The sequence below is a fragment of the Curtobacterium sp. YC1 genome, from assembly GCF_016267665.1.
GTDB lineage: Bacteria > Actinomycetota > Actinomycetes > Actinomycetales > Microbacteriaceae > Curtobacterium.
Genome location: NZ_CP066341.1, coordinates 498,166 through 522,996, shown reverse-complemented (window position 1 = coordinate 522,996; position 24,831 = coordinate 498,166). Strand labels below are relative to the sequence as shown.

The window sequence follows — 24,831 nt, the reverse complement described above, 5'->3', positions numbered from 1 at the left end:
ACCGTTGCGGTGAGGAGCACGGTCCCCGTCATGGCCGTCCCGCCTTCGAGGAACTGTTCCTGAAGTGCAGGACTCCCAGGATCAGGGCGACGAGGATGAGCAGCTGGGAGACCAGCGCGGCCTGAGCCGCTCCGAGGGCACCACTCGCGTGACCCAGCACCAGAACCAGGACGAGTTGCGCGATCGCGGCGATCACCATGATGAGTGCAACGTACCGATCACGTCCGAACGCCTGCAGGATCACGACGAGCGGCTGGCAGATGATCGACGGGATCACGACCAGCGCGAGCAGCCGGAGCACCCCTGCGGAGCCTGCGTAGTCGTCGCCGAGAAGCACGTCGACGACGAGCGGCGCCGCGAAGAAGACCGCGACTGCGAGTCCGATCGCGGCAACCGGCATCCAGAGGGCCCGACGAAGTTCGCTCCAGGCGGCCCTGAGGTCCGGGCTCCTCGCCGCGTACGGTGCGAGCGCTGATGAGAAGGCGGCAGCCAACAAGCTCATGGGCTGGGTCCACCGGCTGACCGCACCGTAGACGCCCGAGGCCGCGCTCCCACTGACGCCCGACAGCAGTGCGAGGTCCAGTGACTGCGCACTCGTCGCGACCACGGTGATCCCGAAGTACCGGGCCCCGACCCAGGGGTTCACCAGTCGCAGACGGACACGGCCGAGACGATCTGGTCCGAGCCCTCTGGCGATCGCGGCAGCGAGCACCGACCCCGCCGCGAGTGCGACCCAGAGCGCGACGGTCGACGGCACCTGGACTGCCAGCAGCGCGAAGAAGAACACCGCGGCGGAGGCTCGGTCGGAAAGGATGACGAGCGCGACCAGGTCCCCGCGTGCTGCACTCCGGAGAGGCACCTGGTAGGCCTGGTTGGCGACGAGCGCTGCGGCGACGGGGCCTGCGAGCCAGAGATGAGAGGCTGGCGCTGCGACCCCCAGCACGACCGTCCAGATCACCCCGAGAGCGACGGTGATCGCGATCTTCGAGAGCAGGCGGGCGGCGAAGGCATCACGTCCGATGGCCTGGCGCGCGAGTTCCCGGGTCCAGTGGTTGTTCGTGCCGAAGTCGATGAACCCGGCTGCTGCGGTCCCCAGTGCGATCGCCGACACCACGGACCCGAAGGCCTCCGGTCCCACACCGCGCGCTGCGAAGAGGTAGAGGACTGCGACGAGCACCTGGGACAGCCCGGTCGCCCCGGCGAGCAGTACCGCCTGGTGCGCCATCGGCCGCTCGCCCATGCTCGGACTGCCGTTCACAGGAGCGCGTCGGTGAATGCCGACGTCGTCGCCGGCAGCACCGCCCGGGGTCGTGGCTGCTGAGTCGCGCGGTGCAGGACTGCGGCCAAGGCGGCTTCGTCGAGGTGTGTCCATTCTCCGAGCCCTCCCAACGCAGTCACGTCACGTCTGAGGCTCTGAGCGCCTGCTGCCACCACCCGGGTGCCGGATGCCGCGGCCTTCCCCAGGAGCCCACTGGGTCCTTCGTTCGAGTGCGCCAGGACGAGGCAGTCGGCAGCTCGGACGGCGGTGTCGAGTTCATCGTCAGTCAGGAGCCGATCCAGGACGATGGCGGAACCTTCGGAGACCATCGAGCCGAGCCGGACTCGAAGCTCCTCGGTGATGTCCTCGTCCAGCTGGCCAGCGACCAGGAGCCCCCATGGCAGTGACACGTTGCGGAGCGCTTCGACGATGAGATCGAGGTTCTTCCGTGCAGAGATCGCTCCGAGTACTGCGAACCAGTACCGCTCGCCGTCCATCCCGTACTCCGTGCGGAAGTGTGCGACCGACTGATCTGACGACGCGATGACCACGGGGTCGACCGCGACCGGGAACCGCGCAGTTCCGGCCCAACCAGCAGACTTCAGCACGCGAAGATCGACGTTCTGCAAACGAGCCACCCGGCTGAACGCGGTGCTCCTCAGCAGGGTCTTCAGCCGGTCCACGAGCGGGTACCTCGTGGGCTGCGCTGATTCGCGCATGATGAGCAGGCTCAGCCGCCCCGAGCCTGCCCAATGGCGTCGAACTGCGAGCCGCAGAGCGAAGCGATCCGCGTCGGGGATGACGACGCGATCCGCTTCGACCTCATGCGAGATCCGCGCGACGTCGTCGAGGCTCATCAGCGGCCGCCGCAGCACCTCGATACTGTCGATGACGGATGCCAGGTGAACCTGCTCCGGCTCGGGAGCCGGATCCGGCCCGAGGAGGACGACGACACGAGCCCCTGTCGCGAGAGCCGCATCCGCGAGCACGCGGACGTAGAACAAGCGATGCCCCGTGGGGTTCTGCTCGACGACCAGCACGGTGTTCGGGTTCCCCTGCCGCAGCGAGTTCATGACGCTTCCTTGCCCGGCGCGAGCACAGCTCGAACGGTCTTCCACAAGATCACGACGTCGCCCGTCACCGACCAGTTCTCCACGTAGAACAAATCGAGGCGGATCGCGTCCTCCCACGACAGACTCGAACGTCCGCTGACCTGCCACAGCCCGCTCATGCCGGGTTTGAGGAGCAGGCGCCGACGTGCTGCGTTGTCGTAGAGCGCCACTTCGCCTTCTCGCTGAGGACGTGGGCCCACCAGACTCATGCTGCCCATCAGGACGTTCAACAGCTGTGGGAACTCGTCGAGCGAGTGCTTGCGGAGGAACCGACCCACGGGAGTGACACGTGGGTCGTTCTCGACCTTGAAGAGCGGCTCACCACCGCGACCCTGCTCCGAGAGCAACGCAGCGAGCTCGGCATCGGCTCCCACCCGCATCGAACGGAACTTCAGCATGTGGAAGGGCTTCCCGTTGAGTCCGATCCGCTGCTGTCGGTAGAGGACGGGACCCGCGCTGCTGAGGCGCACGGCGACGGCGATCGCGACGAGCAGAGGGGACAGGACCAGGATCATCAAGCTCGATCCCACGATGTCGAACGCTCGTTTCGCGAAGTGCGTGGCACCTTCGTACCGCGGCATCTCGACGTGCATGAGCGGGAGGCCGGCGACAGGACGCATGTGGATGCGCGGGCCGTTGATGTCGGTGAGGCTCGGAGCGACGACGAGGTGCTGACGGCCGCTCTCGAGCCCCCAGCTCAGTTCACGCACAGCACGGGCGCCGAGCTCGTCGGAACTCGTCACGGCGACCGTGTCCGCGCCCGTCGTGGCGAGTGCGGAGAGCGCGTCGGGGATACGTCCCACTACCGGGATGTCGCTGCCGCGAAGAGTCGACCCGATCGGGGCGTTGGGCACACACGCCCCGACGACCAGGTAGCCCTCTTCCGGATGCTTCCCGAGCTCACGGCTGATGTACTCGACACTCTCATCCGAACCCACGAGCAGCACGAGCGCAGAGAAGCGCCCGTTCCGTCGTTGGGCGCCGAGCCACTGACGCCACATCCAACGCGTCAGCAAGAGCAGCAGCACACCGAGCGGGAACGCGATGAAGATGTAGCCCCGAGCGAGATCGATCTTGAAGCCGTACGCGAGGATCGCGACGAACGCGAACAGGCGGATCGATGAGTCGACGATCCGTCGGTACTCGCCGGAGCCGGCACCGATGTACCGAGGATCCCGAGTGTCGTAGAGCGCGAGCACGACGAGCCACGCAACGATGATGAAGACCGACACCGCGGTGTAGCCGATCGCAAGATCGGGGATGCTCCCGTCGACGCGCCGGCTGTCGAGACCGAACCAGGCGATCTGGACGCCGAACGTCACCCAGATGAGTGCGAGTGTGTCGGTCACGACCAGGCGCCGGGAGTACGAGCTCTCCCAGCTGTCGCCGGCCTGGGCCATCCGCTCGGTGACCGTCACCACGTCGCCCCACCGTCCGACGACACCCGGACGGTCTCGCCGTCCCACAGCCACACGTCCTGCCCGGCCCGGTCGATGGTCACGGTGTCGTCGGTGTCCGCGCCGTCAGCGCAGCCGATCGGCGTGGTGGACGACGAGGGCGTCACGTCCGACGCGGTCATGGTCTCGATCTGCACGCCGTCGCACGCCGCTGCACCGACGCGGGCGAGCGTGTACTCGCCGCCGTCGACGCCGATCGAGCGCACGCCGCCCATGGGGACGTCGACCCACGCTGCCTCGCCGGTTCGCCACTCGAGCTGGCCGTCGCAGATGACCACCGAGGTCTGCTCACCCTGGAACGCGTCGATCGGGTCGGCACACGGTGCCTGTACCGTCCCACTCGCGAGCACGACACCGTCGGCACTGATGCCGGCACCGGCGGAGCCGGGTGCCCCGGCTTCCCAGGTCACACCGGCGTCGGTGCTGGTGCGCGGCGTCGTGGTGCAGTCGTCGCCGACGCCTGCCAGGACCGAGAGTTCCGCACTGGAGGCCCGGATCGCCATGAGCGATCCGACGTCCGTCCCGAGTTCCACCGGAACCCACGTCGCCCCGCCGTCGACGGAGTGTTCCAGCACCGGCCGCGGGCCGCCGCAGGACCCACCGGACGCACGCCACGCCTCCTGTCCGTCGACGGCCGCCAACAGGCGCCGGCCCTGCTGCGCAGTGGCGGCGGCGTCTGCGTCAGCAGACGCACTCGGTCGGGGCGAGTCGGTCGCGTCGGGTGTCCGGGTGAAGGTGGGGATGGGACCAGCGGGCCCGTTCTCCTCGGGCGCGGTGCGGCCGAGTGCCAGCGAGACGAGCACGACATCGATGACGACCAGCACCACCACGACGACGGCCACCAGGACGAGGGTGGTCCGTGGCAGTGCGCGTCCGAGGCTCCGGGTCCCCCGGCGGGTCTTCATCGTGTGCGGCTCCGCTCAGCGTCCGGCGCGGCGGAGCACGCCGAGCTTCTTGCTCGCCCGCTTCGGCGAGTGGACCGGCACCGAGGCAGTGTCCTCGTCCTGACCGTAGCCGTACCCGTAGCCGTAGCGGCCGTAGCCGTAGGCGCCCGGTCCCTTGAGCGGCATCTTGGTGATGACGAACCCGGAGATCGGCGCGCCGACGTTCTCGAGCGATGCGATGGCGGCGGCGAGCTGGCCCTTGAGGGTCTGCCCGGAGGCGACCGCGATGATCGCACCGGAGGCCTTCTTGGCCAGGATCGCGGCGTCGGTGACCGGCAGCAGGGGCGGGGCGTCGAACAGCACGTAGTCGAACTGCTGCTCGAGCCGCTCGATCAGGTCCTGCATGGCGCGCGACCCGAGCAGCTCCGACGGGTTCGGTGGGATCGGACCGGCGGGCAGGACGACGAGCTTGCCCCGGCCCCACGGGTGGGCGACGTCCTCCAGGTCGGCGCGGCCGATCAGGACGTCGGTCAGACCGGCGTTGCTCTCGACGTCCATGTACTCGGCGACGCGGGGGCGGCGCAGGTCGGCGTCGATCAGGATGACGCGGAACCCGGCGCTGTCCAGGGCGATCGCCAGGTTGGCGACGGTGGTGCTCTTGCCCTCGGACTGCATCGACGACGTCATGACGAAGGTGCGGGCACCGCTGCCGATGTCCAGGAACTGCACGTTGGTGCGGAGCGTGCGGAAGGACTCCGCGCGGGGGCTGCGCGGGTCGACCTGCACGATGAGCGGGCGTTCGGCGGCCTTGGCGTCGAAGGCGATCCCGCCGACGACCGGCTTGTCGCTGATCTTCTCGACGTCGAGCTCGGTGCGCACCCGGTTGTCCAGGGTCTCGCGGAGCACGGCGATCCCGATGCCCAGGGCGAGCCCGACGAGCAGTCCGAGCGCGACGTTGACGGGCACGTTCGGACTGACGGGGCTGCTCGGCACGTCGGCCTGCTTCACGCGGGTGAGCTTGACCGTGCTCTTGCCGCTCGCGTCGGTGGCCTCGATGTCCTGCACGACGTTCGTCAGGCTCTGCGAGGTGGCGTTCGCGATGTTCGCGGCCTGCACGGGGTCGGTGCCCTCCACCGAGATGGAGATGAGGGTGGTGCTCGTCGGCGCCGTCGCCGACACCATGGTCGCGAGCTGGTCGGCGTTCATGTCGAGCCCGAGCGACGAGATGACCGGCAGCAGCACGATCGGCGTCGACACCAGGTTCGAGTAGGTCAGCACACGCTGCTGCGTGAACGTGTTGCCCTGGGCCAGGTCGCTCGCGCTGCCGGACGTCTCCGTCGAGACGAAGACCTGCGCCGATGCCGAGTAGACCGGCTTCTTGAGCAGGGAGAACCCTGCGGCTGCGGCCACTCCCACCAGGGCGAGTACGACGATCAGTACCCATCCCTTGCGGAGCACCGTGATGTAGTCGCGGAGGTCCACGCCTTTGCCTTCCCCGATCCCAACCGTCCCCGTGATCCCGACACAGGCGCCCCGGGGTACTCCCAGCGCACGGCATACAAATAGTGCCACAGGAACGGACACTCCTCGGGGGAAGTCGCCATCCGGCGCACGGTCTCCTCTACGGTGGCCCCATGCGCTCCGAGCCGGACTCGACCACCACTGCGCCCAGTGCGCGGCGGCAGCGGGACCTCATCGTCATCCTCGTCGCGCTCGGGGTCGCCGTGGTCCTGACCCGGATCGTCGGACAGGTCACCCGGGCCGGCGGGATCCCGTCACCGGTCGTGCAGGTGCTCGCAGCAGACGTCGCCGTGTGGCTGCCGCTCGGCATCGCAGCCGCCGTCGTGCTCCGTCGGACCTCGCGTGCGGGCATGGTCTCGCGGCTGCGTCTCGACCTGGGCATCGTGGTCTTCGCGATCGGCATCGTCATCGTCTGCCGTGCGGTGGACGTCGTCCTGTCGATCGCGTTCACGGGGTCGACCGGGCTGGTCCCCGCACCGACGCTCGGGCCGCCGGACGTCGGGCTGCTGGTCGTCTCGGCGATCGGCATCGTCGTCGTGAGCCCGGTGCTCGAGGAAGTCGTGTTCCGCGGGCTGTTCCAGCGCCGACTCGCCGCCGAACTGACGCCGCGCACGCGGTTCCTCGCCGTGCTCGTCACGGCCTTCCTGTTCGCGCTGCTGCACCTGCTGCTCGGCGCCGGCGGCACGACGCTCGGCGGGTTCCAGGTGTTCGTGACGACGTTCCTGCTCGGTGTCCTCACCGGCACGCTCGTCGCGATGACCGACCGCATCGGCGGCGCGGTCCTGGCGCACGTGCTGTTCAACGCCGTCGCGGTCGTCGCGACCTGGCCGCGGTGAACGGGCGGGTCTCCCCCAGATCGAGGCCGCGACGGACTTCCGCAGGCTCGGACCACTAGCCTGCACTGAGCATGACTCGCCCAACCAGCATCGTCGAATCCCCTCTCGTCCGTCAGGCTCCGATCAGCGGCCTGCTGGTGCTGTCGGCTGTGCTCACGGTGGTCGTGCCGACACTCGAGATCACCTCGGCGGAGCTCTTCCTTGCCAGCCTCGTCGGGACCGCCGTCGTCACCGTGTCGAGTGCGGTCCCGCTCGTCCTGCCCCGCGCCGGTGCACTGGTCCCGCTGCTGCTGTGCCTGGACTTCGTGACGATCGCGCTGCTGCGCACGGGTACCGGCTCAGGCGCCTCGGTCTTCACCTCGCTCGTGGTGCTCCCCGTGGTGTGGTGGTCGTCGCTCGAAGGACGCCGCAACGTGGTCTTCTCGCTCCTGGGCGTGGCCGCCGTGATCCTCGCTCCGTACGCGCTGACGCCGGACGACGCTCCCGAGGTGAGCGAGCTCGCCCGGCTCACGATCACGGTCGCGGTGTTCGGGACGGTCGCGGTCGTGGTGCACGAACTCGCGCGACGGGCCCGGCGGAGCGTCCGCGTCGCGCAGGACCGTGAGGGCAAGGTCCGCGCCGAGATCGACCGGGCAGCAGCGGTGCAGCGCTCCCTGCTCCCGACGACGACCGGCCGCATCACCCAGGACGTCGTCGTCGCCGGCGCCTGCCTGCCCGCCCGGAGCGTCGGCGGGGACTTCTTCGACTGGTACGCCACGCCGGACGGTGTCGCGGTGAGCCTCGGCGACGTGATGGGCAAGGGCGTCGGCGCCGGCCTGATCGCCGCGGCGGTCCGCTCGACCCTGCGGAGCGCCCGGACGGTCGACGACCCGGGCGAGGCCCTGAAGCGTGCCTCCGACGGCCTGACCGCCGAGGGCGTCGGACCGGACCTCGCCTTCACGACGCTCTTCCACGCACGGATCTCCGACGACGGCTCCTTCCGCTGGGCGGACGCCGGGCACGGGCTGAGCCTGGTCCTGCGAGCCGACGGCGACGTCGAGCGGCTCCGCTCCGGCGACATGCCGTTGGGCCTGGGCATCCGCGAGGAGTGGGCGACGACCGAGGGCACCCTCGAACCGGGTGACCTGCTCGTGTCGTTCAGTGACGGCGTGCTCGACCTGTACGACGACCTCGACGACACGGTCCGGGCGGTCGCCGAGATCGCCCGCGCGGGGCGGGACCCGCACGCCGTCGTGCTCGCGCTGTCGGCCCGCGCCGACGAGGTCCCGCACGACGACGACGTGACGGTCGTCGCGGTCCGTCGGCAGCCGGTCGAGGTGGACGCGGAGCGACAGCTCGCAACCCACGCCGACTGACGGCGGCAACGACGACGACGACGACGACGACCGGGCGTACCGGAAGAGTGGTACGCGCCGCCGCTCGAACCCGAATCGTGCGGCGACGCGTGCAGGCGGTGAGCGCCTGCCCTCGGACGGCCCTAGCGTCCTCGGTCTGTGGGGGCCGACAAGCCGGCGAGCGGCCTGCCGGCCTGGCGACGTGCTGGCACCCCGACGGGCCCGTGACCCAGCAGGTGGGTGATGCGACAGGTCGGCGGGCCGGGGTGGCCTCGGGGTCAGACGGCCAGGTCGAGCTCCCAGACGGGCGGCACGTAGGCGCGTGACCAACCTTCGCGCAACCGCGTCACCGCTCGGTCGAACGCCTCGAGCAGGTCCATCTCGGGTCGCACCATCGACTGCAGCTGCAGCCCCTCGTAGGTCGCGAGCAGCTGCTCCGAACCACGCGCGGGCTCCATCGTGCGGGGCTCGCGCCCGAGCATGACGTCACGCTCCAGGGCGTGCTGCACGAATGCGTGGAACCGACGCCACCGGGCGTGCAGCATCGGTGCGAGCGGGTGCTCGGGCGACGCGGCGATGTTGAGCGTCGCCGTCAGGAAGCGCATGAGCGACGGGTCGGCGACGTTGGCCGAGACGATCGCGCGCAGGAACCCGATGGTCCCGTACTGCTCGGCCAGCGGCATGAGCGGGAGCGTCCGGTCCTCGTTCCACCGGTCGATGGTGGCGAGCAGCAGCCCGTCCCAGCTCGGGAACGTGTGCTCGACGACGTCGGTGGACACGCCGGCCTCGGCTGCGACCACGGCGGGCGTGACCTCGTGCAGGGGGCGGGTCCGCAGCGCGGTGATCATCCCGTGGATGACCTGTCCGCGCAGGGAGGGGTCGTCGGCAGGTGCGCCCGGCGCCGTCTCGATGTGCATGCATCTACTCCACCAGGCTGGCCGTTCGCTCCGCAGCCCCCCGAACGGGACGGCGCGCTGCCTGGACAACCGGCGCCGCGATCGCGCTCACTCTGGGTTTCGGAACCCCGCGCCATCCCCAGGTCTGGGGGGACGGTGACGCGTCAGGGAGTGGCTAGTGTTGGCCGAGATCGTACCCGAAACGAAAGCTCACGTTGCCTCAGCACCAGCGCTCCTCCCGCCTGCCCGTCATCGCCGCCGCAGCCTCCGTCGTGGTCCTCGCCACCACGCTGCTCGCCGCCCTCCCGAACACCGCGACCGCAGTGGAGGGGACCGGGACGACCGTGCCGGTGCCTTCGCCGAGCGGGCCCTCGGCGGGCGAGCCCACAGCGGTTCCGACGTCCTCGCCCGACGCCCCCGCGCCGACGCCCACGACCGACCCCACGGTCGCGCCGACCCCGAGCCCCACCACCGCACCCACGCCGACACCGACGCCGACGCCGACGCCGACCGCCTTGACGTACACCTACGCCGGCGACTCGCTGACCGGTATGCCGGCCTCCTGGATGCGGCAGATGAACGACCCGACCCTCGTCAGCGCCGGAGGGGTCGCGATCGGAGGCGCCACGTCCGCGCGCATCCTGGCCCGATCGTCGCCGAAGGAAGCAGACGTGCTGGTCGTGATGGCGGGCACCAACGACCTGCGGTACGGCTACAGCACGAAGTCGATCCTGCTGAACATCGACAAGATCGCGAAGAACGTCGGGGCCGACCACGTCGTGCTCGCAGCGATCGCGCCGTCCAACATCACGAAGTACAGCAAGAAGAAGATCGACCGGCGCAAGCAGGGGGAGATCCTCAACCGCGACCTGCAGAACCACGCCCTCACGCGTGGCTGGATGTTCGTCGACCCGTGGGCGGCCGACCGGCGGCTCGACGGCGGGTGGCCGTCCTCGCGCACGGTCGACGGCGTCCACCCGACGGTCGGGATGTCCAAGAAGGTCTCGGTCCGGATGCAGCAGGCGATCCACATCGCCGCGGAGGGCGCCAAGGGCGCCGCGGGCTAGCACCCGCGCGCACCGTGAGTCATACTCGCCCCATGCAGTGGGGACGGATCGCACCGGTCGTGGCACTCGTCGTCGTGCTCGGCGGCACCCTGACGGGCTGTGACAGCGAGAGCCGCGTGCAGCCCGTCGACGGGGGCAGGGGGCTGACGTCCGTCGCGTGCGCCGCACGGATCGAGCTGGAGACCCCCGCCGAACGCCGCGACGCCGCCGACCTGGTCGTCGACGCCGACGTCACCAAGACCGACCGCACAGTCGAGCCCCAGGGCATCTACGAGGTGTACGAGGCGACGGTCACCGACGTCACGAAGGGCGATGCGGTCACCCCGGGCGACACCATCCAGCTCATCAGCACCTCGGGCCAGTGCGAGACGAGTGGCGAACCGGTCGAGTACCCCGAGGGCGACCCCCTCGCCGCCGAGGGCACCTTCCGGCTCTACCTCTCCCCCACCGAGGACGACGACCTCTGGGAGCTCGTCGCCCCCGGCGCCGCCGAGCCGCGACCCGCCGGCTGACGCCGCAGCCCGCGAGCGCACACCGCAGCCCGCTGGCTGACACCGGAGCCGCTACGGCTGCTCCGGCACCGTCACGATGCGGTTCTGGTACGCCCACACCACGGCCTGCAGTCGCGACCGCACCCCGAGCTTCGGCAGCATCCGCGCCAGGTGCGACTTGACCGTCGACACCTCGAGCACCAGGGCGGCGGCGATCTCCTCGTTCGACATCCCCTGCGCGAGCAGCAGGAGCACCTCGCGCTCGCGGGCGGTGAGCACGCCGTCGGCCCGGTCGCCGGAGACGGGCTGCAGGCTCCGCCGCGAGACGAACTCGCGCAGCACCCGCCGGGTCAGTGCCTGGTCGAGCGTGCCGTTGCCGGCGGCGACCTGTCGCACGGCGTCGACGATGGTGTCCGGCTCGGCGTCCTTGAGCAGGAAGCCCGAGGCGCCGGCCTCGAGCGCCCCGAACACGTAGTCGTCCAGGTCGAACGTCGTCAGCATGAGCGCCGGGATCGCCGGGTCGGCGTCCGGGGCGCAGAAGATCCGCGCGAGCTCGATGCCGTTCATCACCGGCATCCGGATGTCCAGGCAGGCGACGTCGGGCCGCGTCGCGCGCGCCAGCGCGAGCGCCTCACCGCCGTCGGCGGCCACGCCGACCACCTCGATGTCCGGCTCCGCGCCGAGGAGCGCGGACACCCCGGCGCGGACCAGGGGCTGGTCGTCCGCGACCAGCACGCGGATCACGCGACCACCCCGGTGCCGTCGTCGGCCTGCGCGGGTGCGGCAGGTGCCTCCCGGCCGAGCGCCAGCTCCACCAGCCACCCGCCGGCGGCGGTGGGACCGGTCTGGAGGCGCGCCCCGACCAGGTCCGCCCGCTCGCGCATCCCCCGCAGGCCGTTGCCGCCCGACGGTGAGGTCCCGGCGGCCGGGACGGCGGCCGGTGCGTTCTCCACCCGGATCACCAGGTGGGTCGCGTCGCGGTCGTCGATGGTGACGGTGCACGGTGCGGACGGAGCGTGCAGGGCGGCGTTGGCCAGGGCCTCCTGGACGGTGCGGTAGGCGGCGAGCTGCGCGAGCGGGCCGACACCGTCGGCCAGCACGCGGTCGCCGGCGAGGACCTCGAGCCGCACGTCGCTGCGGAACCGCGCGCGCTCGGTCAGGTCGACGATCCCGGCGACGGTCTCGACGGCGCGTTCGGCGGGGGCGTCGTCGCGGAGCAGGCCGACCAGGCGGCGGAGGTCCTCGAGCACGGCGGTGCTCTGCTCGCGGACCTGCCGGGCGCCCTCGTGGGCACGCTCCGGGTCGGCGTCGATCTGCCGGTCGATCACCGCGGCCATGAGTGCGATGCCGGACAGGTGGTGGGCGGCGATGTCGTGCAGCTCGCGGGCCATCGCGGCACGCTCGCGGGACACCGCGGCGTCGACCAGGGCGTCCTGCTCACGGTCGACGGCGCTGGCCTCGGCGGTGCGGGCGGAGCGGACCTCGCGACGGGACTGGACGAGCAGGGTGACCAGGAGCGGCAGGCCGACGGCGCCGATCGCCTGCAGCACGCCGTGGCCGAGCGAACCGGCGAGGCCCTCGGCGACGTCCCCGCGGAGCGCCCCGCCGACGACCGCGAACTGGATCGCATCACCGGCGGTGACGCCGGCGGCTGCCGCCAGCAGCGCGGGCCAGAGCCGGGCGAGCGGGACGCGGAGCGTCGCGAGCACGACGGCGACGACCACCGGCAGGGCGGTCAGGCCGAAGAGCTCGACCACCTGCGGGGCGGTCGCGGCCACCACCACCGGCAGGGCCGCGACCACGACGAGCACGGTGCGGGGTGCCCGCCGGGCGGCGAGCAGGGCGGCCGACTGGGCCAGCAGCCCGAGGGCCAGCACGGTCCACGGCCAGCTGGCGACCGCCGGGTACGTCGTGATGATCGACGTGCCGTCGGGTTCGGCCGCGTCCAGGGGCGGCAGCCCGAGCAGCAGGCCGAGGGCGACGACCGCCGTGCCGAGGGCGACGAACACGTCGACGCGTCGGTCGCGCTGCGCGGGCTGCTGCGGACGCTGCGCGCTCGGGGTGCGCAGCGTGTCCTGCTCAGCGGGTGCCATCGTTGGATCCTACGAGACGGGCGTCACCGGGGACCGGGGCGTCGAGGTGCAGGGCGCGTCGGGCCGGGTCGTAGCCCAGGCGGCCACGGGTCGCGACGAGGAGCACCGCGGCGGCGATCGTCGACATGATCGTCAGACCGATCATCAGCGTGCCGGCGGTCATGCTCGGGTACATCTCGGGGAACAGCGTCGAGATCGTGTTGTTCACGCCGACGTGCAGCAGCAGGGCGAGCGGCAGGCTCTCACGGGTCTTGTTGAAGACCTGGATCATCACGACGTTGAAGGTGATGGTGAACAGGGCGAACACGACGGGCTCGCTCCAGTGCGCGTTCGGCCAGCCACCCCAGTCGCTGAAGTACAGCGGCATGTGCCAGAGCGCCCAGATCGGACCGAGGATCGCGGCCGCGCCGAGGCCGCCGAAGCGGTGCTGCAGGCGGGGCAGGGCAAAGTCGCGCCAGCCGGGCTCCTCGCTCAGGCCGGTCGAGAACAGCTGGATGACGAGTCCGGGCACGAGCATGGCGAAGGCCAGGGCCGAGGGGGCCCGCACGTCGCCGCCGGCGAAGGGCAGCGCGGACACGACGATCAGGGCCGGCACCACGACGAGCGCCAGTGCGTACCAGTACCAGGCGACCCGCCAGCGGAACAGCCGGCCGACCCAGCGTCGGAGCCCGGGCCGTCCGTCGGCGACCGCGGTGACGATGAACGCGCTGCCCAACGGGCCGAGCAGTGCCCCGGGCAGCACGCCCGTGAACTGTGCGGTGCCCAGGACCTCGGGGAAGTGGATGTCCCACACGCCCATGCCGTGCGGGGACAGGATGTAGGGCACCCACGCGAGCCAGCTGAGGCCGAGCGCCATGGTGAAGAAGGACGCGAGCGGGTGCCGGGCGATGACGCCGCGGACACCCCCTCGGTCACGGGCTGCGGTGCCGGCGGTGGGCCGGACTTCGGTGGTGTTCGTCATGGCTACGACGCTAGGAACTGCGCCGGCGCGGGACGACCGGCTTCGGGACGCACCTGCGGGAGTTCCATCGAAGGATGCAAGCGCCGCGGTGCGCTCCGACGACGCCGGGGTCAGGCCCGCTGGGCGGCCACGTGGTCGAGCACGACCGGGTCCTCGCAGCCGCGGGCGAACCCGGCGATGCGGCGGTCGATGTCCCGCTGCAGCACCAGCACGCCGATCTGCTCGGCGATCGGCGCGAGCCACGCCGGCCGGCAGGTGAAGTTGTAGCGCCAGACCGCCAGGGTGTGCCCCGGCCGCCCCTCCGCCGCGGTGAACCGCCAGCCACCGCCCATGCGCTCGAAGAACCACGAGCCCTTCGTCATCTTCATGCCCACGTTCGACGGCGGGTGGTACGAGACGTACTCGCTCTCCATCGCGAGGCCGAAGCGCTGCACCGTGTACGTCCGGACGCCCTTCGCCGGCACGGTCGCCCCGTCCATCAGGTGCTGGCGACGGATGAACGGGTCCCAGCGTTTCCTGATCGCGCCCTGCGTCTGCGAGACGGCGAACGCGACCTCGGGCTCGACCGGGACGACGCAGCGGGACTCGACGACGGGCACGGTCTCATCGTGGCACGGGGCTGCGTCGTCTGCCGCTCATGCTGTGGTCACGGACAGGAAACCGGCGGGACAGACGGCCCCGCCAGCATCGTCGCGTGACCGCACACCCTCCCCGCCGCAGATCCGCCGCCCTCGGCGCGACGGCCCTCGCCCTCGCCGCAGCCGTCGGCGTCCCCCTCCTGACCCCCGCCCCCGCTCCGGCTGCCGCCGCCGAGGACCTCGCGTCCCGCTTCACCCTCGCGGTGCTGCCGGACACGCAGTTCTACTCGCGCTACTCGGCGTCGCAGTTCGTGCCGCGCTACGGCGACGACCCGTTCCACGTGCAGACGCAGTGGCTCGCCGACAACGCCGACGACCTGCGCATCCCGTTCGTGACGCACGTCGGCGACGTCGTCGACCAGGTCGGCCAGGCCGGCGAGTGGCAGGCAGCCGACCGGGCGATGTCCGTGCTCGACGACGCCGGGCTGCCGTACAGCGTGACGACCGGCAACCACGACGTGCGGAACTCCGCCGACACCGTGTTCGACACCTCGTACGACCTGGCCGCCGAGCCGTACCTGCAGACCTTCCCGGCGTCCCGCGCGGCCGGGCAGCCGACCGTCGAGTCCGGCACGGACCGCACCGGGCTGAGCCAGTTCCACGTGTTCGAGGCCGAGGGGCAGCGCTTCCTGTCGCTCGCGCTGCCGTGGCGTGCCTCGGACGAGACCCTGGCCTGGGCGAACCGCGTGATCGCCGAGCACCCCACCCTGCCGACGATCCTCACCTCGCACGAGGTCATCAACATCGCCACCGACGGCCTCACCGCGGTGGACACCGCCTACGGCGAGCGCCTGTGGAAGAACGTCATCGCGCCGAACGACCAGGTGTTCCTGACCCTCAACGGCCACTTCCACGGGTCCACGTGGAAGAGCCGCACGAACGACGCCGGGCACGCCGTCACGCAGGTGCTCATCGACCACCAGATGGACTACGAGGGCGGCGACGGCTACCTCGGCCTGATGGAGTTCGACCTGACCAACGGCACGCTCGCCATGCAGACCGCGTCGCCGTGGGTGACCTGGAAGCCGACCGAGACACTGACCTCGTACGACCAGCCGCTGCTCGACGGCGCGAACCAGCGCTACACGGTGCCCGTCGACTTCCGCACCCGGTTCGCCGGCTTCGCGCCGGACTTCCGCGCCGGCACCCCCGACGAGCCGCCGCTGATCGACCGCGCCCGCGCCATGCTGCTCGACGGGTTCCAGGGCGCACCGCCCGTCACGACCGAGCTGCCCGGCGGACGTGCCGACCACACCGTGGTCGACGGCACCCTGGCCTGGTGGCGTCCCGGTGAGCAGGAGCCCGGCACCCTGGCTCCCGGCAGCACCGTCGCCGACGTCGTCGGTGACGCCGACCTCACCCGCATGACCCACGCCGAGTCCGGTTCCCCGACCGCGCAGGACGGCGACGTCACGATCGTGCCGGAGGCCCACCCGCTGTCGTCGGACGGCGCCGGCCTGTGCTTCGCGAACGCCGACAAGGCCGCGAAGCGCTTCAGCGCGCTGACCTCGCCCGGTGACACGACCGTCGACCGTGCGACGTTCCCCGACGGCTACACGATCGAGACGTTCCTCGAGGTCGACCCGTCCTGGACCGACGGCGCGAACTCGTGGTCGAAGGCGATCGTGCGCAGTGGCAACCGCTCGCAGATCGGCGTGCCGCAGACCCGCTGGGACTGGACGGCGTCGCCCGCCGCGCTCGGCATCTCGAACCTCAAGGAGTTCCAGTGGACCGAGGTCACGGCGGACCCGGCGAAGGGTGACCGCACGGCCTGGTCCGGCGAGATCATCCCGGGCCGGTGGCTGCACGTCGCGCTCGTGAACGACGTGGACGCCCGCACCACGACGATGTACGTCGACGGCGCCCCGGTGCTCCGCAACGCCACGGACACCGGCGGCCAGACCGTGCAGGACGGCATGCCGTGGCTGTTCGGCAGCGACTGGGTCGACGACGCCGCCACGAACGGCTGGAACGGCTGCATCGGCGAGACCCGCGTGGTCGACCACCCGATCGGTGCCGAGTCGTGGATGACCGCGCGCGCCGACCTCGACGCGCTGACCGTCGACGCACCCGGCACCGAGGTCGCTCCGACCACGATCACCGGGTCCGGCCACCCGGGCGCCACGGTCACGCTCTCCGGCGCGGTCGACGGCAGCACCGAGGTCGCCGAGGACGGCACCTGGTCGGTGGACGTCACCGGCGAGGACGGCGACGTCGTCCGGGCAGCGGCCCTCGTCCGCGCCGCGGCGACCGGCGAGGCTCGGGCGGTGCAGTCGATCGGCACCCGCAGCGGGGACCCGGTCGCATTCGCGGTCGCCCTGCCGGACGACGCCGACCCGACCGACCCGACGCCGACCGACCCGGCCCCGACCGACCCCGCGTCGCCCGCTCCCGGCGGCGGCACCGGTGGCGGCGACGGGACGGGTGACGGCGGCTCGCAGTCCCCCGCGCCGGGCACCGCGCTGCCGGGCGCGGACGGACCGGGCGCCGGTGACGGCACCGCTCCGCAGGGCGACCTCGCTTTCACCGGTGCGCACGGCCTGGGCCTGCTCGGCGTGACGGCGCTCCTGCTGCTCGCCGCGGGGACCGCGGTCCTCGTCCGCCGGCGGCTGGCCACGCTGCCCCGCGTCACGCCGACGGACCAGTAGCCACACACGGACGGGAGGCACGGTGCGGGCGCGCGCCGTGCCTCCCGTCCGTCGTCCGGTCGCGGCACACGACCAGCCCACCGGGACGGGGTGCGCGGACGCGCCGACGCGGGACGGCCCTGCGGGGCGGTCCACGTGGTGAGGTGGACCCATGACCGACGAGCTCGTGCCGTGGTTGGTCGCCGGGGGGCTCGCCGTCGTGGTGGTCGTCCTGGTGGTCCTGCTGCGGCGACACCGCACCGCCGCCCGCTCCGAGATCGACGCCGCCGACCGGGCGCGCCGGGACGAACTCGCGCAGCGCGAGGCGGCGCACCGCGACGAGACCGCCCGCATCGAGGCGGACCGTGCGGCACAGGTCGAGGCCGCGGAGTCCCGCCGTCGCGACGCCGTCTCCGAAGCCGAGGAGAGCCGTGCGCTCCTGCGCCGGGGCATGAAGTGGGAGGAGGCGTCGGAACAGGCGATCCTCCGGGCCTGCCGTGCCGCGGGGGTGAGCGGCGTGCTCATGACGAACGTCGTCTTCGTGCCCGTCGGCGAGACCGAGCAGGGATCACGGCGGACGTTCGTGGCACAGGCCGACCACGTGCTCGTCTCCGAGTCCGGGCGGGGCCTGGTGATCGAGAGCAAGCGGTGGGGCGGCATCGTGTTCGACGGGCGTCGGCCGAGCGAGGTCCACCCGGCGTTCCGCAACCTGGTCGACGAGTCGTCCCTCGTGCCGCCGTTCGCCGTCCAGGTGCAGAGCCGCACCGTGCTGAACGCCGACGAGGAGGCCGAGAACTGGTGGCGCGTGCGGGTGCAGGCCAAGAGCGCCTCCCCCGCCCAGCAGGTCCGCCAGCAGGCCCGTCGGCTCGCACGCTTCGTCGACGAGCGGACGGGTGTCGCCCGCACGTGGTTCGACACCTGCGTGTTCTACTCGTCGCCGTCGGCCACCGCCTTCGTGCAGGCCGAGGACCGCAGCGGCACCGTGGCCACGAGCATCGTGACGAACGACCACGAGCTGCAGTCGGCGCTCGCGGCCTGGGCGGCGAAGGACTCCGTGCCGAACCGGGCGCGGGCCGACGCGGTCGTGCGGGTCCTGGCCGGGCAGGGCGCCCACGCGATCACGGTCGGGAACTACCGCCTGCCGGAGTGAACGGCCGGTCGGCGCTCAGGACACGGCGCGCAACGCGTCGGCGATGGTGACCAGCGCCGAGTCGATCTCGTCGGCGACCCGCACGTGCGTGGACTCCGAGCGGCGGTAGGGGTCGTCGACGTCGTCGGCGGCCGGGTCGGCGGGCGGCGGCACCACACCGCGGAGTCGGGCGACCCGTTCCACGAGTTCCTGCGGCGACCCGACGTCGGCCAGGTCCCCCGGCTCGAGCCCGTCGATCACCCGCGCGAACTGCTTGATCGTGAACGCACGCTTCGACGCCCGGGGCGCCAGCCCCACCGCGGCCGCACGGTGTGACCGCTCCGCCGTCAGGACGAGGTCGGCCGACGCGACGATCTCGGGCGTCAGGTACCGCGACCGGTGTCCGGACGGGTCGCCGCCCAGCCGCACGGACTGCGCCGCGGCGGCGTCGTCCATCGGGGCGCCGTCCTGGGCGATGGTGCCGGCCGACTCGACCACGAACGCGGGTGCGTCCGGGCCGAGTCGCGCCGTCAGGACCTGCGCGCCGAGCGGCGACCGGCAGATGTTGCCGCTGCAGACGAACAGGACCCGCACGGTCACGCGGCGGCGTCGCCGAGCAGGTCGTGCCGCACGACGATGGCGTCACGGCCCGGACCGACACCGATGGCCGAGATCCGGGCACCGGACATCGCCTCGACCGCGAGCACGTAGTCCTGCGCGTTCTTCGGCAGGTCCTCGAACGAGCGGGCGCCGGTGATGTCCTCGGTCCAGCCCGGGAACTCCTGGTAGACGGGCTTCGCGTGGTGGAAGTCCGACTGGTTGACCGGGACCTCGTCGACGCGGACGCCGTCGACCTCGTACGCGACGCACACCGGGATCGTCTCGAGCCCGGTCAGGACGTCGAGCTTGGTGAGCACGAAGTCGGTCACGCCGTTGACGCGGGCGGTGTAGCGGGCGATCGGGGCGTCGTACCAGCCGCAGCGGCGCGGGCGTCCCGTGGTGGTGCCGAACTCGAAGCCGTTGGCGCGCAGGAACTCGCCCGACTCGTCGAACAGCTCGGTCGGGAACGGACCGGCGCCGACGCGGGTCGTGTACGCCTTGACGATGCCGATGATGCGCTCGAGCCGCCCGGGGCCGATGCCGGAACCCGTCGCAGCACCGCCGGCCGTGGCGGAGGACGACGTGACGAACGGGTACGTGCCGTGGTCGACGTCGAGCATGGTGGCCTGACCGGCCTCGAACAGGACGGTCTCGCCGCGCTCGAGCGCCCGGTGGATCTCGAGTCCGGTGTCGGCGACCATCGGCCGCAGGCGCTCGGCGAAGGACAGCAGCGACTCGACCACTTCCTCCGCGTCGATCGCGCGGCGGTTGAACACCTTGACCAGCAGGTGGTTCTTCTGGTCGAGGGCCGCCTCGACCTTCTGGCGCAGGATGTTCTCGTCGAAGATGTCCTGGATCCGGATGCCGACGCGGTTGATCTTGTCGGCGTAGGTCGGCCCGATGCCGCGGCCGGTCGTGCCGATCTGACGCTTGCCGAGGAACCGCTCGGTCACCTTGTCGATGGTGCGGTGGTAGTGCGTGATGACGTGCGCGTTCGCCGACACGAGCAGCTTCGACACGTCGACGCCGCGGGCGCGCAGGGCGTCGAGTTCCTGGAACAGGACCTCGAGGTCGACGACCACGCCGTTGCCGATGATCGGGGTGACCCCGGGCGTCAGGATGCCGGAGGGCAGCAGGTGCAGCGCGTACTTCTCGCCGCCGACGACGACCGTGTGCCCGGCGTTGTTGCCGCCGTTGAACTTGACGACGTAGTCGATGCGGGAGCCGAGGAGGTCGGTGGCCTTCCCCTTGCCCTCGTCGCCCCACTGGGCGCCGATGATGACTGCTGCGGGCATCTGGTTCTCCTCACGTTGGCGGAGGACCGCACACGGCCGTCCGGGCCGGTGGTCCACCCGAGTCTATCGGCTGGACACCTCCGCGCCACCCGGTGTGACGCACGGAGCCGCGTTCCGCCCCTGTCCGCATCCGGCACACCTGGGTGCCCGTCCGGGGCTGCCGGAGCACGGTCGGACGCGTCAGATCCCACCATCGGAAGGAGCACGACATGAGCGACCTCGGCGACAAGGCGAAGGACTTCGCGAACAGCGACAAGGGCGAGCAGGCGACGGACGCCGGTCTCGGCAAGGCCGGCGACGCAGCCGACCAGGCGACCGGCGGCGGCCACGGCGACCAGATCGACAAGGCGGAGCACGCCGCCGACGACAAGATCGGCAGCTGACGTCCGCGACGTCACCACCAACGCGACAGGAGGCGCGGTACCAGCTGGCACCGCGCCTCCTGTTGCGTCGACCGTCGCGTCGAGCGCGACGCGACCGGCCCCGGGATCAGCTCCGGAAGAAGTCCTGGTAGGACGGATCGCCCACGGGCTGCGAGTGCCCGGGCTCCGCCAGCCGCTGCTCGATCATCGCCTGGATGACGTCGGGCGGGGTGAGTCCACGACGGCGCCACTCGACCGGGTTGGACCGGAGCTGCTTCAGCGTGTTCTGCATGCCTGCAACACTGGCAGCACTTCACTAGTTTGTCTAACTACCTGTCCTGTAGGCGCACCGCCCGGAGTGCCCGGTACGCCGGGCGCCCGGTTCGCTTCGTGAGCAGAAGATGTCGGGTCCGAACTCGGGACCCGACATCTTCTGCTCACCATGTGCGCGCGAACGGCGCGCGACCACGCCCTAGCGGCGCGTGACCTTCGCGGTCGCCTTCGACTTCGCCGTGCCGTCCGCGTAGCCGGAGGCGTGCGCGGTGACCACGACGCTCATCCGGTGTCCGAGATCGGACGAACCGAGCTTGTACTTCGTGCCGGTGGCCTGCTCGACGACCTTGCCGTCGCGCAACCACTGGTACTTGTACGACGCGGCCGTCGTGCTCCAGGTGCCGTGCTTCGCCGCCAGGGTCGATCCGACCTTCGGGGTCCCGCTCACCGACACCGCGCTGCCCTTCGCCAGTGCGAGCGTCGGGGGGATCACCGTGATCGTCGACGTGTCGGCCTGCTTGCCCGCGGCGTTGCCGAGGTGCAGCACCAGCACAGTCGCCTTGGTGACACCCGAGGCTCGGGTGACCGTGAGCGAGCCCGCGTCGGCGAACAGCGTGCCGGTCGCACCCCGCTGCGAGAACGTCAGCGCCGGCTTCGACGGGTCGAACGAAGCCGTCCGGGTCTCGTCCACCACCGAGGAACCGCTGGTCGCCGCGCCCGGGGCGTAGGCCGACTCGGTGAGCACCGAGTAGTCGAACTTCGACGAGGCGCCGATGAGCGAGCCACCGACGGTCAGCACCTTGACGGAGCTGTCGAAGGTGTTCACGTCCTGACCGGGCGCTCCGCCGTTGAGCGGCTGCGCGTCGACCGTCTTGCCGGTGGCCAGGTCGACGGTCGTGGCGAACGTCGCGTCCACCGTCGCCGACTTGGCGTCGTAGACCAGGTAGTCCGGCTCGCCGTCACGGTCGGTGTCGATGAGGACCTCGACGTTGGTCACGGCGCCCGGGTTGGCGTCGGGACCGTCGGTCTGCACGCCGAAGGCGAGCGTGTCGGAGGCCTTGTCGTACGCGGCACCGAACGAGCGGACGTCAGCGGCCCGCAGCGAGCGCGTCGCCGCACCCTCCGGGAACTCCTCCGCCGGGTCCGTGCCACCGAGCACGAACGGGGCGACGGTGGAGCGGTACCCGCTGGTCAGGCCGCCCTGGTCGAACGTGCGGCCCTTCAGGGTGAGCTCCGCCGACTTGCCGGGGCCCGTGAAGGGCACGGTCGTCCGCGCACGGACGGCGCTGACCGGCTTCGGGGCCACGTAGGTCCCGACGCGCAGCGGCACGGCCGTCGTGTCGGTCGGCGTGAGGGCCACGACCCCCGAGGCCGCGGTCACGAACTCGCGCTGGTAGCCCTGCTGCACGGCATCCTGCGTCGGGTCGATCACGCGGCGCAGCTGCGTCGGGTCGGCGACGGAGAACGTCACCTTCACCGTCGCGGTGCGGTTCGCCGGGACGGTGACGCGCTCCTTGTCGAGCGTGAGCGTCACACCGGGCTGCGTCACCTGCGGCAGGTACGCCACGTCGTAGGTGTGCGCGACGCCGTCGGTGTTGGCGATCTGCAGGGTGCGGGTGTCGCTGGTCGCGCCGGCGACCTCGACGACGCCGAACGAGGCGGTGACGAGCAGGTCGTTCTCGACGCTCCGCACGGTGGTGCCGGCGTTCACGGCCTGCAGGGCGTCGACACGGCCGGTGCCCTGGCGGAGCAGGGTCGCCGAACGGTTGCCGTCCTCCACGTCGTGCGTCGCGGTGTTCATGAGCGCCGCCTTGACCTGCGGTGCGGTCCACTCGGGGTGCGACTGGAACGTCAGCGCCGCGATGCCCGCGACGTCCGGCGTGGCCATCGAGGTGCCGCTCATCGACATGCGGCCGTCACCGGTGCCGTTGGCCGCCGAGATCACGTTGACCCCGGGGCCGGCGATGTCCGGCTTGACGATGTCGTTGAACGACCCGTGCACGCCCCGGCTGGTGAACGGCGCGAGCGTGTTCACGGCCTCCGGGTCGGTGGCGAGCTCGAAGCCCTGCAGCTCCTCGGCGAAGCGCACGTGCAGCGTGCCCGCCGTCGCGGCGGCCTGGAGGCTCGTCACGGCATCGCGCGTCAGCTCGGCACCCGGGATGGTCGCGTTGCCACCGATGCCGGAGTCGAACGTGTTGATCGTGCCCGCCAGGAGCACGCCGACGCCGCCCGCGGCCTCGACGTTGCCGAAGCGCACGCCGGAACCGCACTCGAGTGCGCCGTCCGTCCACTTCAGCCAGACCACCTTGCCGGCGATCCGGGCTGCCTCGTCGGCGCTGAACGCCGCGCAGCCGTCGATGTTCGTGGTCGGGACGACGACGTCGCCCTCGACCGGCAGCTCGCCCTGGAAGTTCTGCGAGTACTGCGCGCGGTAGGTCTTCGCGACGTCGCTCGGTGCGGTGACCTCGACGCCGTCGTACAGCGACTGCCCGGTGGCGCTCGCGGCGACGGTGAGGGCACCCTCGGCGTTGCCCGGGGAGCCACCGATGTCGGTGAAGTCGTCGGCGTTGCCCGAGGCGATCACGGGGAGCACCCCGCGCGCGGTCAGGGCGTCGATCTTCGCGTTGTCGGGGTCGTCCGGCGCGCCGTAGTCGGAGCCGAGCGACAGGTTCAGGACGTTGATGTCCTTGCCCTCGGTGAGCGCCTGGCCCACCCAGTCGAGCGCGGCACCGGTGACGTCGGTCGAGCCGCCGTTGTCGCCGAACACCTTGAGGGCGTACAGGCCGGCCTCGGGCGCGGTGCCCGGGCCGATCCACATGTCCTGCACCTGCTGGTTGGTGAGCTCGGTGTAGTCACCGTCGAACCGCTGCTTGTCGGCGGTCAGGCCGTACCCGGCGATCGAGCCGGCCACGTGGGTGCCGTGGTCGCCGCCCCTGCCGTCGATCGGGTTCGCGTCGGGCGCGGGCACCGGGTCGTAGGCGTCGGGGTCCGTCGGGTCCGCGTTGTAGGTGGCGCCGGCGAAGTCGTACCCGCCGAGGAACTTCGACGCGTCGTACAGGCTGGCGTCCGGAGCGCCACCGCTCGCGTCCGCCAGGGCCTGCTGGTAGGCGGCCGTGGTGCCGGGGCCGCCGAAGTCGGCCTGGGTGTAGTCGAGCCCGGTGTCGAGGACCGCGACGTTGACGCCCTCGCCGGTGTGCCCGGTCTGCTGCCACGCGTCGAGCGCACGGGTGTAGACGTCGCTCGCGGCGTTCTTCGGCGAGACACCGTCAGCACCGGGCTGCACGAGGCTCGGGTCCACGCCCGAGGGAGCGACGCCCGCGTCCGGCAGGACCGTCGGCTCGACGATCTTCTTCGGGGTGAGCGGGATGATGCTCGCCACGTCGGAGCGCTTCGCAAGCTGCTGGAACGCGTCGACGTCGGCGACGACCGCGACACCGGGGACGGTGTACTCCGTCGCGTACAGCTCCGTCGCGTCGGCGTCGGCACGCTCGACGGCCGAGCGGACGGCCTCGACCGTCGACTGGATCGCCTTGACGCGGTTCTTGGCGGCCGACGACGGCGCGCGGGAACCGGACAGGTCGCCGCCCTTCGCTTCGGCGTCGACCTCGAGGGCGCCCTGGCCGGTCGTGCGGATGAACGCCGCGACCGTCTTCGTCGGCTTGGCGTCCCGCAGCGGTGCGGCGAGCTTGAGGTCCGCCACGGACTGTCCGGCCGGAGCAGCGGAAGCCGCACCCCCGACGGCGAGACCGCCGCACGCCAGGGCCGCGGCGGCGATGCCGGCGGTCAGGACGCGTGCGACGCGGTGGGAGGAGGGGTTCGGGTTCGGGTTCGGGTTCTGGTTCGGTGTTGCACGGTTCAAAGAGGGCACTCCTGGCTCAGTCCGTGGTTCGCATGAGATTCCTGTGAAGCTATGCGTTCGCTCTCAGGTCGCACAGTCCGCACTTCGGGGGACACCCCCGTCCGGGGGTCGTCACTGCTAACTTGCACAGGTGTGTGC

Annotated in this window: 21 protein-coding genes; 7 read left to right on the top strand and 14 right to left on the bottom strand. The window is 71.5% G+C overall.

What is annotated here, in order from left to right; translation table 11 throughout:
- Positions 1-28: 28 nt before the first annotated feature.
- The 5 genes from I8920_RS02615 to I8920_RS02595 are packed head-to-tail and all read right to left on the bottom strand — an operon-like array spanning position 29 to position 6,193.
- A complete protein-coding gene (locus I8920_RS02615; protein ID WP_198657640.1) occupies positions 29-1,258 on the bottom strand; it encodes a lipopolysaccharide biosynthesis protein in 1,230 nt (409 codons plus the stop codon).
- The gene (locus I8920_RS02610; RefSeq protein WP_198657639.1) at positions 1,255-2,331 is read right to left on the bottom strand and encodes a glycosyltransferase; all 1,077 of its coding nucleotides are present in this window, start codon (positions 2,329-2,331) and stop codon (positions 1,255-1,257) included. The genes I8920_RS02615 and I8920_RS02610 overlap by 4 nt, the downstream gene beginning before the upstream one ends.
- Positions 2,328-3,791 carry a sugar transferase gene (locus tag I8920_RS02605; RefSeq protein WP_225559281.1) on the bottom strand — a complete coding sequence of 488 codons (1,464 nt, stop codon included), beginning with the start codon at positions 3,789-3,791 and terminating at the stop codon, positions 2,328-2,330. The genes I8920_RS02610 and I8920_RS02605 overlap by 4 nt, the downstream gene beginning before the upstream one ends.
- The gene (locus tag I8920_RS02600) at positions 3,785-4,732 is read right to left on the bottom strand and encodes a hypothetical protein (RefSeq protein WP_198657638.1); all 948 of its coding nucleotides are present in this window, start codon (positions 4,730-4,732) and stop codon (positions 3,785-3,787) included. The genes I8920_RS02605 and I8920_RS02600 overlap by 7 nt, the downstream gene beginning before the upstream one ends.
- 15 nt (positions 4,733-4,747) lie before the next feature.
- Positions 4,748-6,193, bottom strand: a complete 1,446-nt coding sequence (locus I8920_RS02595; protein ID WP_198657637.1) for a polysaccharide biosynthesis tyrosine autokinase — start codon at positions 6,191-6,193, stop codon at positions 4,748-4,750.
- A gap of 152 nt (positions 6,194-6,345) precedes the next feature.
- Between I8920_RS02595 and I8920_RS02590 the strand changes: the two genes are divergently transcribed.
- Positions 6,346-7,068, top strand: coding sequence for a CPBP family intramembrane glutamic endopeptidase (locus tag I8920_RS02590; RefSeq protein ID WP_198657636.1), 723 nt, complete (start codon positions 6,346-6,348; stop codon positions 7,066-7,068).
- A 71-nt stretch (positions 7,069-7,139) separates the two neighbouring features.
- Positions 7,140-8,423 carry a PP2C family protein-serine/threonine phosphatase gene (locus tag I8920_RS02585; RefSeq protein WP_198657635.1) on the top strand — a complete coding sequence of 428 codons (1,284 nt, stop codon included), beginning with the start codon at positions 7,140-7,142 and terminating at the stop codon, positions 8,421-8,423.
- A 257-nt stretch (positions 8,424-8,680) separates the two neighbouring features.
- Here I8920_RS02585 and I8920_RS02580 read toward each other — a convergent pair whose 3' ends face one another.
- Positions 8,681-9,319, bottom strand: coding sequence for a TetR/AcrR family transcriptional regulator (locus I8920_RS02580; RefSeq protein WP_198657634.1), 639 nt, complete (start codon positions 9,317-9,319; stop codon positions 8,681-8,683).
- Positions 9,320-9,513: 194 nt separating this feature from the next.
- On the opposite strand from I8920_RS02580, the gene I8920_RS02575 reads away from it, so the two are divergent.
- Both I8920_RS02575 and I8920_RS02570 read left to right on the top strand, forming a co-directional pair.
- Complete coding sequence (locus tag I8920_RS02575) at positions 9,514-10,365, top strand: SGNH/GDSL hydrolase family protein (RefSeq protein ID WP_198657633.1); 852 nt, start codon at positions 9,514-9,516, stop codon at positions 10,363-10,365.
- Between the two features lie 32 nt (positions 10,366-10,397).
- Complete coding sequence (locus I8920_RS02570; protein WP_198657632.1) at positions 10,398-10,877, top strand: hypothetical protein; 480 nt, start codon at positions 10,398-10,400, stop codon at positions 10,875-10,877.
- A gap of 51 nt (positions 10,878-10,928) precedes the next feature.
- On the opposite strand, the gene I8920_RS02565 is transcribed toward I8920_RS02570, so the two are convergent.
- From I8920_RS02565 to I8920_RS02550, 4 genes are all read right to left on the bottom strand, one after another.
- Positions 10,929-11,600: a response regulator gene (locus I8920_RS02565; protein WP_198657631.1), complete on the bottom strand. Its 672-nt coding sequence runs from the start codon at positions 11,598-11,600 to the stop codon at positions 10,929-10,931.
- Positions 11,597-12,949 (bottom strand): sensor histidine kinase, encoded by a 1,353-nt coding sequence (locus I8920_RS02560; RefSeq protein WP_198657630.1) that lies wholly within the window; start codon positions 12,947-12,949, stop codon positions 11,597-11,599. The genes I8920_RS02565 and I8920_RS02560 overlap by 4 nt, the downstream gene beginning before the upstream one ends.
- A complete protein-coding gene (locus I8920_RS02555) occupies positions 12,936-13,910 on the bottom strand; it encodes a CPBP family intramembrane glutamic endopeptidase (RefSeq protein ID WP_198657629.1) in 975 nt (324 codons plus the stop codon). The genes I8920_RS02560 and I8920_RS02555 overlap by 14 nt, the downstream gene beginning before the upstream one ends.
- Before the next feature lie 110 nt (positions 13,911-14,020).
- A complete protein-coding gene (locus I8920_RS02550; RefSeq protein WP_198657628.1) occupies positions 14,021-14,509 on the bottom strand; it encodes an SRPBCC family protein in 489 nt (162 codons plus the stop codon).
- 95 nt (positions 14,510-14,604) lie between these two features.
- Here I8920_RS02550 and I8920_RS02545 point away from each other — a divergent pair, with 95 nt between their 5' ends.
- Both I8920_RS02545 and I8920_RS02540 read left to right on the top strand, forming a co-directional pair.
- A complete protein-coding gene (locus I8920_RS02545) occupies positions 14,605-17,196 on the top strand; it encodes a LamG-like jellyroll fold domain-containing protein (RefSeq protein ID WP_198657627.1) in 2,592 nt (863 codons plus the stop codon).
- Positions 17,197-17,347: 151 nt separating this feature from the next.
- Positions 17,348-18,325, top strand: coding sequence for a hypothetical protein (locus tag I8920_RS02540; RefSeq protein ID WP_198657626.1), 978 nt, complete (start codon positions 17,348-17,350; stop codon positions 18,323-18,325).
- Between the two features lie 15 nt (positions 18,326-18,340).
- Here I8920_RS02540 and I8920_RS02535 read toward each other — a convergent pair whose 3' ends face one another.
- On the bottom strand, positions 18,341-18,904 hold the full coding sequence (locus tag I8920_RS02535; protein WP_198657625.1) for an arsenate reductase/protein-tyrosine-phosphatase family protein: 564 nt from the start codon (positions 18,902-18,904) through the stop codon (positions 18,341-18,343).
- Positions 18,901-20,199, bottom strand: a complete 1,299-nt coding sequence (locus I8920_RS02530; RefSeq protein ID WP_198657624.1) for an adenylosuccinate synthase — start codon at positions 20,197-20,199, stop codon at positions 18,901-18,903. Before I8920_RS02530 ends, I8920_RS02535 begins: the two co-directional genes overlap by 4 nt.
- 209 nt (positions 20,200-20,408) lie before the next feature.
- Between I8920_RS02530 and I8920_RS02525 the strand changes: the two genes are divergently transcribed.
- Positions 20,409-20,582, top strand: a complete 174-nt coding sequence (locus I8920_RS02525; RefSeq protein ID WP_198657623.1) for an antitoxin — start codon at positions 20,409-20,411, stop codon at positions 20,580-20,582.
- Between the two features lie 106 nt (positions 20,583-20,688).
- Here I8920_RS02525 and I8920_RS02520 read toward each other — a convergent pair whose 3' ends face one another.
- Together I8920_RS02520 and I8920_RS02515 are read right to left on the bottom strand one after the other, a co-directional pair.
- Positions 20,689-20,853, bottom strand: coding sequence for a hypothetical protein (locus I8920_RS02520; protein ID WP_198657622.1), 165 nt, complete (start codon positions 20,851-20,853; stop codon positions 20,689-20,691).
- A 180-nt stretch (positions 20,854-21,033) separates the two neighbouring features.
- Positions 21,034-24,693 carry a S8 family peptidase gene (locus tag I8920_RS02515; RefSeq protein ID WP_198657621.1) on the bottom strand — a complete coding sequence of 1,220 codons (3,660 nt, stop codon included), beginning with the start codon at positions 24,691-24,693 and terminating at the stop codon, positions 21,034-21,036.
- Positions 24,694-24,831 lie beyond the last annotated feature (138 nt).

Bases quoted from the DNA above. Each gene is read 5' to 3' on its own strand.
- I8920_RS02610 (WP_198657639.1), bottom strand. From the start codon at position 2,331: ATGAACTCGCTGCGGCAGGGGAACCCGAACACCGTGCTGGTCGTCGAG.
- I8920_RS02590 (WP_198657636.1), top strand. From the start codon at position 6,346: ATGCGCTCCGAGCCGGACTCGACCACCACTGCGCCCAGTGCGCGGCGG.
- I8920_RS02530 (WP_198657624.1), bottom strand. From the start codon at position 20,199: ATGCCCGCAGCAGTCATCATCGGCGCCCAGTGGGGCGACGAGGGCAAG.
- I8920_RS02570 (WP_198657632.1), top strand. From the start codon at position 10,398: ATGCAGTGGGGACGGATCGCACCGGTCGTGGCACTCGTCGTCGTGCTC.
- I8920_RS02560 (WP_198657630.1), bottom strand. From the start codon at position 12,949: ATGGCACCCGCTGAGCAGGACACGCTGCGCACCCCGAGCGCGCAGCGT.
- I8920_RS02520 (WP_198657622.1), bottom strand. From the start codon at position 20,853: ATGCAGAACACGCTGAAGCAGCTCCGGTCCAACCCGGTCGAGTGGCGC.
- I8920_RS02600 (WP_198657638.1), bottom strand. From the start codon at position 4,732: ATGAAGACCCGCCGGGGGACCCGGAGCCTCGGACGCGCACTGCCACGG.
- I8920_RS02580 (WP_198657634.1), bottom strand. From the start codon at position 9,319: ATGCACATCGAGACGGCGCCGGGCGCACCTGCCGACGACCCCTCCCTG.
- I8920_RS02585 (WP_198657635.1), top strand. From the start codon at position 7,140: ATGACTCGCCCAACCAGCATCGTCGAATCCCCTCTCGTCCGTCAGGCT.
- I8920_RS02525 (WP_198657623.1), top strand. From the start codon at position 20,409: ATGAGCGACCTCGGCGACAAGGCGAAGGACTTCGCGAACAGCGACAAG.
- I8920_RS02555 (WP_198657629.1), bottom strand. From the start codon at position 13,910: ATGACGAACACCACCGAAGTCCGGCCCACCGCCGGCACCGCAGCCCGT.
- I8920_RS02540 (WP_198657626.1), top strand. From the start codon at position 17,348: ATGACCGACGAGCTCGTGCCGTGGTTGGTCGCCGGGGGGCTCGCCGTC.